At 72.3% G+C, this 9741-nt stretch carries 10 protein-coding genes and 2 pseudogenes; 2 read left to right on the forward strand and 10 right to left on the reverse strand.

The window, feature by feature from the left end; translation table 11 throughout:
- Positions 1-33 precede the first annotated feature (33 nt).
- The 8 genes from ACZ3IL_RS15315 to pcaDC all read right to left on the reverse strand — a co-directional run bounded on the left by ACZ3IL_RS15315 (position 34) and on the right by pcaDC (position 6825).
- A complete protein-coding gene (locus tag ACZ3IL_RS15315) occupies positions 34-891 on the reverse strand; it encodes an amino acid ABC transporter permease (protein WP_467390432.1) in 858 nt (285 codons plus the stop codon).
- A complete protein-coding gene (locus ACZ3IL_RS15320) occupies positions 888-1532 on the reverse strand; it encodes an amino acid ABC transporter permease (protein WP_467390434.1) in 645 nt (214 codons plus the stop codon). The genes ACZ3IL_RS15315 and ACZ3IL_RS15320 overlap by 4 nt, the downstream gene beginning before the upstream one ends.
- The gene (locus tag ACZ3IL_RS15325) at positions 1520-2470 is read right to left on the reverse strand and encodes a glutamate ABC transporter substrate-binding protein (RefSeq protein ID WP_467390436.1); all 951 of its coding nucleotides are present in this window, start codon (positions 2468-2470) and stop codon (positions 1520-1522) included. Before ACZ3IL_RS15325 ends, ACZ3IL_RS15320 begins: the two co-directional genes overlap by 13 nt.
- A 13-nt stretch (positions 2471-2483) precedes the next feature.
- Positions 2484-3230, reverse strand: coding sequence for an amino acid ABC transporter ATP-binding protein (locus tag ACZ3IL_RS15330; RefSeq protein ID WP_467390438.1), 747 nt, complete (start codon positions 3228-3230; stop codon positions 2484-2486).
- 139 nt (positions 3231-3369) lie between these two features.
- On the reverse strand, positions 3370-3813 hold the full coding sequence (locus ACZ3IL_RS15335) for a DUF6278 family protein (RefSeq protein WP_467390440.1): 444 nt from the start codon (positions 3811-3813) through the stop codon (positions 3370-3372).
- A gap of 236 nt (positions 3814-4049) precedes the next feature.
- Complete coding sequence (locus ACZ3IL_RS15340; protein WP_467390442.1) at positions 4050-4829, reverse strand: exodeoxyribonuclease III; 780 nt, start codon at positions 4827-4829, stop codon at positions 4050-4052.
- Positions 4830-4923: 94 nt separating this feature from the next.
- Entirely contained in the window at positions 4924-5556 is a 633-nt protein-coding gene (locus ACZ3IL_RS15345) for an MBL fold metallo-hydrolase (RefSeq protein WP_467390444.1), read from the reverse strand.
- A 9-nt stretch (positions 5557-5565) separates the two neighbouring features.
- The gene (gene pcaDC / locus ACZ3IL_RS15350; protein ID WP_467390446.1) at positions 5566-6825 is read right to left on the reverse strand and encodes a bifunctional 3-oxoadipate enol-lactonase/4-carboxymuconolactone decarboxylase PcaDC; all 1260 of its coding nucleotides are present in this window, start codon (positions 6823-6825) and stop codon (positions 5566-5568) included.
- 110 nt (positions 6826-6935) lie between these two features.
- Between pcaDC and ACZ3IL_RS15355 the strand changes: the two genes are divergently transcribed.
- The gene (locus tag ACZ3IL_RS15355) at positions 6936-7490 is read left to right on the forward strand and encodes an aminotransferase class III-fold pyridoxal phosphate-dependent enzyme (RefSeq protein ID WP_467390448.1); all 555 of its coding nucleotides are present in this window, start codon (positions 6936-6938) and stop codon (positions 7488-7490) included.
- A 66-nt stretch (positions 7491-7556) separates the two neighbouring features.
- A complete protein-coding gene (locus tag ACZ3IL_RS15360) occupies positions 7557-7904 on the forward strand; it encodes a hypothetical protein (protein ID WP_467390450.1) in 348 nt (115 codons plus the stop codon).
- Between the two features lie 78 nt (positions 7905-7982).
- On the opposite strand, the pseudogene ACZ3IL_RS15365 reads toward ACZ3IL_RS15360, so the two are convergent.
- Positions 7983-9470 (reverse strand): annotated as a pseudogene (locus tag ACZ3IL_RS15365) (RICIN domain-containing protein).
- Between the two features lie 67 nt (positions 9471-9537).
- A pseudogene (locus ACZ3IL_RS15370) lies at positions 9538-9741 on the reverse strand (hypothetical protein); the annotation flags it as partial.

Here is a 9741-nt window from a genome sequence, read left to right on the forward strand (position 1 = left end):
GGCCGCTGCCGGGCGGGTGCGCCTCGCGTCCCGCTACCGCCCTCCCGGCAGCGGCGCCCCCGGTCCCGCCGGGGCGACGTCCACGGCCCCCGCCTTCGGGTCGCGGCGCTCCTTGCGGGCCAGCCAGGTGGCGAACCAGGAGAGCAGCATGCACATCCCGATGTAGAGGGGCGAGATGACGAGGACGACGGGGATGAACGGCAGGTCGTAGTCGAGGTTCGACGCGATCAGCTTGCCCGCGTGCAGGAACTCCTCGTAGGTGATGAGGAACCCGAGCGAGGTGTCCTTGAGCGCCACCACCAGCTGGCTGATGATGGCGGGCAGCATCGCGCGGACGGCCTGGGGCACCAGGACGTACGTCATGACCTGCGTCTTGCGCATGCCGAGCGCGTACGCGGCCTCCCCCTGGCCGCTCTCGACGGAGTGGACCCCGGTGCGGAACACCTCGGCGAGCACCGACCCGTTGTAGAGGGTCAGTCCGGCGACGAGCGCGGGCAGCGGCTGCACCTTCAGCGCCACGAAGACGAAGAAGATCATCACCAGGACGGGCATGGCGCGGAAGAACTCGACGAACAGGGTCGAGATCCACCGCGGCACCCGGTGCTCGGAGAGGCGGCCGGCGGCCAGGAGGGCGCCGAGGGCGAGCGAGAGGACCGCCGCGCAGGCGAAGGCCTTGAGGGTGTTGCCGAGCCCCCTGAGCAGCAGTTCCTGGATGCCCTCGTAGAGGAAGGGCGACCACTTGGTGGAGGTGAACTGGTCGGTGTCGAAGAGGAGGAAGAGCACCCAGCCGGCCAGCGCGAGGAGCACGGCGGTGGCGGCGAGGCCGTAGAGGAGGTGGCGTCTCCGGGCGCGCGGCCCGGGGATGTCGTAGAGGGCGGTGGACTCGGTCATCGGGCGACTCCCCAGCGCTTCTCCATGACGTGGAAGAGGGCGCTGATGGTGAGGGTGATGATCAGGTATCCGACGGCGATCCAGACGAAGGTCCAGATGATGTTGTAGCCGAGCTCGCTCAGCGTCTTGTACGTGCCGAGGAGTTCGGTGACGCTGAACGCGCCCGCGATCGCCGAGTTCTTGGCGAGGGCGATCAGGGTCGAGCCGATGGGCGGGATGACGGTGCGGAAGGCCTGCGGGAGGACGACCGTGCCGAGCGTCTGGGTGAAGGTCATGCCCAGGCTGCGGGCCGCCTCCCCCTGGCCGCGCGGCACGGTGTTGATGCCGGAGCGCAGCACTTCGCAGACGAAGGCCGAGGTGTAGCAGCCGAGGGCGAGGACCGCGAACAGCTCGAAGGGCAGGACCAGTCCGAAGCGCGGCAGCCCCAGCATGACCGCGAAGAAGAGCAGGGTCAGCGGGGTGTTGCGCAGGACGGTCACCCAGGCCGTTCCGAAGACCCGGCACGCCTTCACGGGCGCGGCCCGGAAGGAGGCCATGACGAAGCCCAGGACGAGGGCGAGCGCCGAGGCGTAGACGGTGAGTTCGACGGTGCCGAGGAACCCCTTTCCGTAGAGGGAGAAGTTGTCGGTCAGGACGTCCATGTCGAAGGAGCTCCTCCGGATCGGCCCGCCGGGTACCGGTCGACGGCGGGCGGCTTCGGGGCGGGGACCCCGGAGAGGCCGAGGGTGGCGTCGTACGCCTTCTTCCAGTCGCCGTTCTCCTCGTGGGCGACGACGGCGTCGTCCAGGGCCAGGCGCAGCGCGTTGTCGTCGCGCGGGACGCCGATGCCGTACGGCTCCTTCGAGAACGGCTTCCCGGCCACCTTCAGCTCGTCGGGGACCTTGGCGGCGTAGCCCATGAGGATCGTGTCGTCGGTGGTGACCGCGTCGACCTGATAGGTCAGCAGGTTGTCCACGCAGGCCGAGTAGGTGTCGTAGGCGACGAGTTCGGCCTTCGGGTAGTCCTTCTGGATGCGCTGGTACGGGGTGGAGCCGGCGGCCGAGCAGACCCGTTTGCCCGCCAGGTCCCCGGGGCCGTGGATGTCCTTCTCGTCGGTGCGGACCAGCAGCGACTGCCCGGCCTGGTAGTAGGGTCCGGCGAAGCCGACGAGCTTCTTGCGGTTGTCGTTGATGGTGTAGGTGCCGACGTAGTAGTCGATCTGGCCGTTCTGCAGGGCGGTCTCGCGGTTGGCCGAGGCGATCGTGCGGAACTCGACGCGGGCCGGGTCGAAGCCGAGGGAGGCGGCCATCATCCTGGCGATCTCGATGTCGAAGCCGGAGTAGCGGCCGGAGGCCGGGTCCTTCTCGCCCATGTAGGGCTGGTCCTCCTTGACGCCGACGACGAGCCGGCCGCGTTTCTTCGCCCGGTTCCAGGTGGCCGAGCCGGGCAGGGCGAAGTCCTCCCGCACCTGGTAGACGGGGAGCTGGTCGGGCTGGGGGCCCTTGACGGGCGGGCTGCCCTCCCGGCCGCAGCCGCCGAGCGCCGCCGTCGCGGCGAGCAGCAGGGCGAGCGCGGCCAGGGTCCGGTGCGTACGCTGCATGGTTCCCACCCGGTCAGTGCTTGAGGATCTTGGAGAGGAAGTCCTTGGCGCGTTCGCTGCGCGGGGCGGTGAAGAAGTCCTCCGGCGCGCGGTCCTCGACGATCTTCCCGTCGGCCATGAAGACGACCCGGTTGGCGGCGGAGCGCGCGAAGCCCATCTCGTGGGTCACGACCACCATGGTCATGCCCTCCCGGGCCAGCTGCCGCATGACCTCCAGGACCTCGTTGATCATCTCGGGGTCGAGCGCCGAGGTCGGCTCGTCGAACAGCATGACCTTCGGGTCCATCGCGAGCGCGCGGGCGATCGCCACGCGCTGCTGCTGACCGCCGGAGAGCTGGGCCGGGAACTTGCCGGCGTGCGCGGCGAGTCCGACCCGGTCGAGGAGGTCGCGCGAACGCCGGTCGGCCTCCTCCTTCTTGCGCTTGCGGACCTTGACCTGGGCGAGGGAGACGTTGTCGAGGACGGTCCTGTGCGCGAAGAGGTTGAAGGACTGGAAGACCATGCCGACCTCGGCCCGCAGCCGGGCGAGCGCCTTGCCCTCGGCGGGGAGCGGCCGCCCGTCGATGAGGATCTCTCCCGACTCGACGCTCTCCAGGCGGTTCATCGCCCGGCAGAGGGTGGACTTGCCCGACCCGGAGGGCCCGATGACGACGACCACCTCCCCGCGGGCGACGGTGAGGTCGATGGACCGGAGGACGTGCAACGTGCCGAAGTGCTTGTTGACGCCACGCAGTTCGATCAGTGGATCGACGACGGCCATACGCTGCCCTGCCCCATTTCTCAGCGGTGTCGCGGTCAGCGCAAACTACCCACCGGAAAATGGACTTCACGGGACGACACGCATGAAACCGGAATAAGCCGTATTTACTACGCACGAGTGCAGGGGGCGGGCATTCACCTCAGTACTCGGCGGCCTCCGCGTACACCCGGGAGAGCGGGGGCGCGCCCGTCAGCGCCCAGTCGAGACCGGCCTCGACGACCTGGATCTCCCGCCCGGAGGCGAGCCGCACCACCGGGCTTCCGCCCGGCCGCACCTGCCAGCGGGCGCCCGGCACGTTCCGTACGACCACCGTGCCGAGGTAGAGGCCGGCGTCGTTCCCGAACCAGGGCAGCTCCTCCGGGTCGTCCCGCCAGCGGGGCGGCAGCTGGTCGAGTTCCTGGAGGGAGCGCGGGGTGTCGTCCAGCTCCACCCCGGCCCCGCCCGCCCGGGCGCGCAGCAGCTCGCACTCGGCGAGCAGCTCGGCCACCCCGTCCGGGTCGCGGTCGAAGGCGGCGGCCAGCGGGGAGGCCGGAGGGCCGGGATCGTGTCGTCTGCGCCAGATGTCCAGAAACGGGATGTTCATCCGAACAGCCTCGCACCGCCTCCCGCCGGTCCACCACCCGGCGCGCGGAGATCGTTCCCGGGCCTTCCGGGCGGGCACGGCGCGGGCGGACGCGGCGCGGCGCGGGCGGGCGCGGCGCGGGCGGGCGCGGCGCGGGCGGGCGCGGGGGCCCGGGGCACGGCGGTGCGGCCCGGCGGGCGCGGACACGGCCCGCGCTCCGGGCGCCGGGCGCGGACCGGGCGCCGTCCCCGGGACCGCTACACGTCGAGGTCGACGACGACCGGGGCGTGGTCCGAGGCGCCCTTGCCCTTGCGCTCCTCGCGGTCCACGTAGCTGTCCGTGACGGCCTCGGTGAAGGACTTGTTGCCGTACACCAGGTCGATGCGCATGCCCTTGTTCTTGGGGAAGCCGAGCTGGCGGTAGTCCCAGTAGGTGAAGGGGTGGTCGTACTTGAGGGGGCGCGGGACCACGTCGCTCAGACCGGTCCCGCGCAGCGCGGCGAGCGCGGCCCGCTCCGGCTCCGTCACGTGCGTGGCGCCCTCGAAGAGGGCGATGTCCCAGACGTCCTCGTCGGCCGGCGCGATGTTGTAGTCGCCGAGGACCGCGAAGGGGCGCTCCCCCGCCGCGTCCTCGGTGACGGCGGCCTTGAGGGCCTCCAGCCAGCGCAGCTTGTAGGCGTAGTGGTCGTGGGCCACCTCGCGGCCGTTCGGCACGTACACCGACCAGACGCGGACCGGGCCGCAGGTCGCGGAGACCGCCCGGGGCTCCTGGACCCCGTCGTACTCCGGCCCGCCGGGCAGGCCCGTGACCACGTCCGCGAGACCGACCCGGGAGAGCAGGGCGACGCCGTTCCACCGGCCGGTGGCGTTGACCGCCGACTCGTAGCCCAGTTCCCGCAGCTCCTCGGCGGGGAACTGCTCGGCGGCGCACTTGGTCTCCTGGATGCACAGCACGTCGGTGCCGCTGCTCTCCAGCCAGGCCAGGAGACGGGGCAGCCGGGCGGTGATCGAGTTGACGTTCCAGGTGGCGATGCGCATGCGCGCAAGCCTACTGGCGGAGACCGACAACGGCCGGTTCCCCGGCGGCCGGAGGCGGCCCCCCGGCCGCCGGCGGAGAGCCGGGCGGGCCGGCTCAGACGTCGGCGGAGGCCCCCGGGGCGAGCCGGGAGTGGTCGGTGCCGCCGAGGGCACCGATCTGGCGGTCGTAGATGGGGCGGGCGAGGTCGGTGAGCAGGGCGTCGTGGACGTCGTACGCCCGGCGCGGCTTCACCTCGCGGACGTAGTCGATGACCTCGGAGATCTTGTTCCAGGGGGCCATGACGGGCAGCAGCAGCGTGTCGACGGGGTGGTCGGGCACCGTGAGCGCGTCGCCCGGGTGGAAGACGGCGCCGTCCACGAGGTAGCCCACGTTGGTGACGCGCGGGATGTCCGGGTGGATCACCGCGTGCAGTTCGCCGTGGACCTGGACGTCGAACCCGGCCGCCGTGAAGGCGTCGCCGTGGCCGACGGTGTGCACCCGGCCGGGGAAGGCCGCCGAGATCGTGTCGGCGACGCTGCGCAGCGTCCAGACCTCGACGGCCGGATCGGCCTCCAGGGCGGCCCGCAGCCGGCCCTCGTCGAAGTGGTCGGGGTGCTCGTGGGTGACGAGGACGGCTTCGGCCCCGAGGACGGCGTCCTCCTCGGTGAAGCCCCCGGGGTCGAGGACGAGCGTCCGCCCGCCCTTCTCGAGGCGGACGCAGGCGTGGGTCTTCTTCGTCAGCTTCACACGTCCAGGCTACGCCGGGGGCGTGGTCTCCTCCTCGATGACGCGGGTGACGACGCGCAGCGCGGTCTCGGCGGCCGGAAGGCCGCAGTACACGCCCGCGTGGAGCACGATCTCGCGGATCTCGCCGGGCGCGAGGCCGTTGCGGAGGGCGGCCCGGGTGTGGTCCGCCAGGGCCTCCCGGTGGCCCCCGGCGAGAAGGGCGGTGAGGGTGACGGCGCTGCGCGTGCGGCGGTCGAGGCCCTCGCGGCCCCAGACCTCGCCCCATTCGTACCGGGTGACGAGGCCCTGGAAGGCGCCGTCGGGGTCGTCGGCGAGGGCCTGGTCCACATGGGCGTCGCCGAGGACCTCGCGGCGCAGCCCGAGGCCCTTCTCGTACGGGTCGGGGCGGCCCGTGCCGGCGGACCCGGCGTCCGGGGCGGCGTCCGGGGGCTCGGCGACGAGGACCGGGGGCGCGGGGGGCGGCGGCACGGCCAGGACGCCGCTGGTGTCCTGGGCGGTCCCGGCGAAGTGGTCGACGAGCAGGTCGGTGACGGCGGCGGGCTGCTCGACGGGGGCGAGGTGGGAGGCGCCGGGGACGACGGCGAGCCGGGCGTCGGCGATGCCGGCGACCAGGGTGCGGGCCTCGGCGGGGCCGGTGACCTGGTCCTCGGAACCGACGAGGACCAGCACCGGGATGCCGATGCGGCCGAGCGCCTCGCGGACGTCGAAGACGGCGAGGGCCTCGCAGGCGGCGATGTAGCAGGCGGGGTCGGTCGTGCGGACCATCTGGACGGCCCAGTCGACGATGGCGGGCTGCGCGCCGGCGAAGAGCGGGGTGAACCACTGTTCGGGGGCGGTGCGGGCCATCGGCTCCAGACCGTTGGCGCGGACGATGACGCCGCGCTGCCGGAACTCGTCGGCGGTGCCGAACCGGGGCGAGGCGGCGACCAGGGCGAGCGAGGCGACCCGGTGGGGCGCCCGCAGCGCGAGGTCGAGGCCGACGGCCCCGCCGAGGGAGCAGCCCGCGTACCCGAAGCGCTGGACGCCGAGCGCGTCGAGGGTGGCGAGCAGCCGGTCCCCCAGGTCGGCGACGGAACTGAAGGGTCGGGCGGGCGCCCCGCCGTGCCCGGGCAGGTCGAAACGGACGACCCGCCACTCCCGCGTGAGCTCGGGGATCTGCCGGTCCCACATGTGGAATGTGGTACCGAGGGAGGGCCCCAGGACAAGGACCGGGGCCTGTTCCGGCCCGTCGACGCGGTACTGCAGCGTATCGATCTTGGTCTCGCTCACCGGTTCACACCTTCATCTGTCACGACAGCGCCTACAGCGACGGATACGAATGGGTGGTCCTGACCGGGTGGAACACCTCACGAGCAGCGTAACGTTCGAGGCACCGGACGATGTCGCGCCGGGTCTTGCCCTGCCGGGTACGGCCCTCGCAACGCTCCCGCCTGCGCGGAGAACACAAGGTCACCGGGCGGTACACCGTGGCCTACTTCGAGGGCGGTTTCCACGGCATGACGCTCGACGCGCTCGCCGTCACCGCGAACCCGGTCAAGCGCGCCGGGGCCGGCATTCCGTTCCTGCACACCGTGCCGATCCCCTTCGACGACCCCGCCAACGACGACGAGCGGGCCGTCATCCGGTTGTTCCGGGCACTGGGCGCCGCGGCTGCCGAAGAGCCGCTCGCCACCGTGATGGTGGAGACCGTGTGGGGCGAGGGCGGGGTCGGCCCAGCCCGCCCGGCCTGGTTGAGGACGCTTGCCTCATGGCCCCGGGCACACGGTGCTCTGCTGGTGGCCGACGACATCCGGAGGGACCGCGGACGCACCGGCCCGTTCCTCTCCTTCGAGACGTCCGGGATCGTCCCCGACGTCATCTGCCGGTCCAAGTCGATCAGCAGCTACGGAATGCCCCTGACCCTCACCCGGATGCTCCCCGGGTACGACGTGTGACGGCCCGGAGAACACAACGACCCCTCTCGTGGCTGCAGTCCGGCGTTCGTCACCGCCACCAGGGCGTTGGAGGCCTTCTGGTCCGACAGGGCACTCGAGGCCCGGATCGTCCTGCTGGGCGAGCGGGTGCGCCGTTCCCCCACCGAAGTGGCACGTCACCACGGACTTGCCGCGCCGCGCGGACGGGGTCTGGTCCGGGGCCTTCCCCTCAACCGCTCGGGCGCAGCCCGCCAGGTCTGCGACGCCGCCTACCGGGCGGGGCTCCTCCTGGAGACCGCGGGCCTCCAGGAGGAGGTGGTCAAAGTCCTGCCACCGTCCATCGTGACCGACGGGCAACCGGAGCGGAGTCCGACGGTCCCGGACGAGGTCGTCGCGGCCGTGGCCGGCGTCCGGGACTTGGCGATCCGACCATGACCCCGCCCTGACGGACTCCTTGTGGCGAATGGGTCCCAGGGCCTCGCGGAAACGGGAGGCCCCGCCCTCACCCACCGGTCAGCGGGTGCGGAAGCGGCGGTAGAGGTTGCGGGCCACGTACACGCCCGGTCCTCCGAAGCCGATGATGTCGACGCGTCCGTCGCCGGTGACGTCGGCGAGGAAGCGGAGGTGCTTGCTCGCCGTCCATCCCTGGGCGGTCCCGAAGTCGTTCAGGACGAGCTTCGCGGACTCGAAGGTGCCGTCGCCGAGGCCTCGGGCGACGACGACGTGCGGGCCGAAGCCGACGACGTCCGTCGCGCCGTCGCCGGTGGTCTTCAGCAGGAACCGGGGGTGCTCCTCCGCCGAGGCCCACCCCTGGCCGGCCCCGAAGTCGTCCAGGACGTAGAGCGGCTCGGCGAACGTCCCGTCCTCGTCCTGGAGGGAGATCCAGACGCCGTCGTCATGGCAGCCGACGATGTCGAGCCGGCCGTCGCCAGTGGTGTCGGCGAGAAAGCGGGGGTGCTCGTCCACGAGCCACCCGCCGGCCTGATCGCCGTGGCCGAACGCCTTGAGGACCGGCCCGCCGCCCGCGGGCGTAAAGGTCCCCTCCTCGTCCTGGGGGGACACCCGGACACCGTCGGCGGCCAGCACCACGATGCCGGGCCTGCCTTCGCCCGCGATGTCGGCCAGGGTCCACAGGTCCGCCGGACTCGGGGACGGTGCGGGCGGGTGCAGGACGCGCTCCTCGTCCTCGAACGTGCCGTCACCTCGCGCGACGACCGACACGATCCCCTTGGCCGGCTTGAGCGCGACGATGTCCGCCGGCGCCTTTCCGGCGGTTTCGGCGAGGAACCGCCCGCCGAGCCCGGCCCACGAGCCCGGCTGTGCACCGGGGCGGGGCGGGGCCCCTTCGCTCTTCCAGCCGCCGGCGTCCGGATCGCTCCCGAACCGGTCGAGGACCAGCAGCAGATCGCTGAACGAGGGCGTCGCACCGGGTACGGGACGCAGCGCCGCCGAGGGGGCCGCCGCCAGGACTGCCGTCCGTTCCAGTGCCCCAGCCGTGCCCAGCGCAGCACCGGGTCGCTGACGCGCTCGGGCTCGGCCGGCACCAGACGCCATCGCTGGCTCTCCGCGTCCTCGCCGTACGCGCGCAGGACGACCGGGGTGCCGTTCTCACCGGACGCGTCGAGGCCGCCGTCGAGATCGAGGACGGTGTCGTCAGCCGCGCTCTCGATGAAGTAGAGGGCGGCTTCGCCCTCGACGGGGACGAGGCGCCACTGCTGGCTCTTCTTGCCGTCGGCCGCGTCCCCCTGCCGGACACCGCCGCCCGCGGCGGCAGGCTGGTCGAGGACCTTCCCGTCACCCGTGTTGCGGATCACGTACACCCGCTCGTCCCGCGCGGACGGCACGGGGGCGATCCGCCACCGCTCCGGGCCCGGGCCGCCGTCGGGGAGCTCGCGGACGACGAGCGTCCCGCCCTGCCCCGGGCACGGCTTCGGCGCCGAGGGGTCTCCCCGTGGCGGCGTTGACGATCTCCAGTTTCAGTTCTTCCGTGGGCACGGACATCGTGGTGCCTCTTCCAGGCGGTGCGGACGTCGGTTCGGGACGGGCGGGCTGCGGCGGTGGCCGCGGATCACGTGAAGACGTGGTGGTACGGGACGTTCCACTCGCTGGGCAGGCGCGGGTAGAAGGTGTTGATGACCGTCCCGGTGAAGTCCCCGCCCCAGTTGCAGGTGAGCCGGACCTCGCTGTTGGCCGTCACCGCGTGGTCCTTGAACCCGAGGATGGTGTCGGGGTGGGTGATGGGGACGAAGGTGATGCCGCCCCACGGGGTGAC

The organism is Streptomyces sp. NPDC014907 (assembly GCF_055562975.1).

Bases quoted from the DNA above. Each gene is read 5' to 3' on its own strand.
- ACZ3IL_RS15330 (WP_467390438.1), bottom strand. From the start codon at position 3,230: ATGGCCGTCGTCGATCCACTGATCGAACTGCGTGGCGTCAACAAGCAC.
- ACZ3IL_RS15340 (WP_467390442.1), bottom strand. From the start codon at position 4,829: ATGCGCATCGCCACCTGGAACGTCAACTCGATCACCGCCCGGCTGCCC.
- ACZ3IL_RS15335 (WP_467390440.1), bottom strand. From the start codon at position 3,813: ATGAACATCCCGTTTCTGGACATCTGGCGCAGACGACACGATCCCGGC.
- ACZ3IL_RS15325 (WP_467390436.1), bottom strand. From the start codon at position 2,470: ATGCAGCGTACGCACCGGACCCTGGCCGCGCTCGCCCTGCTGCTCGCC.
- ACZ3IL_RS15315 (WP_467390432.1), bottom strand. From the start codon at position 891: ATGACCGAGTCCACCGCCCTCTACGACATCCCCGGGCCGCGCGCCCGG.
- ACZ3IL_RS15355 (WP_467390448.1), top strand. From the start codon at position 6,936: ATGTCGCGCCGGGTCTTGCCCTGCCGGGTACGGCCCTCGCAACGCTCC.
- ACZ3IL_RS15320 (WP_467390434.1), bottom strand. From the start codon at position 1,532: ATGGACGTCCTGACCGACAACTTCTCCCTCTACGGAAAGGGGTTCCTC.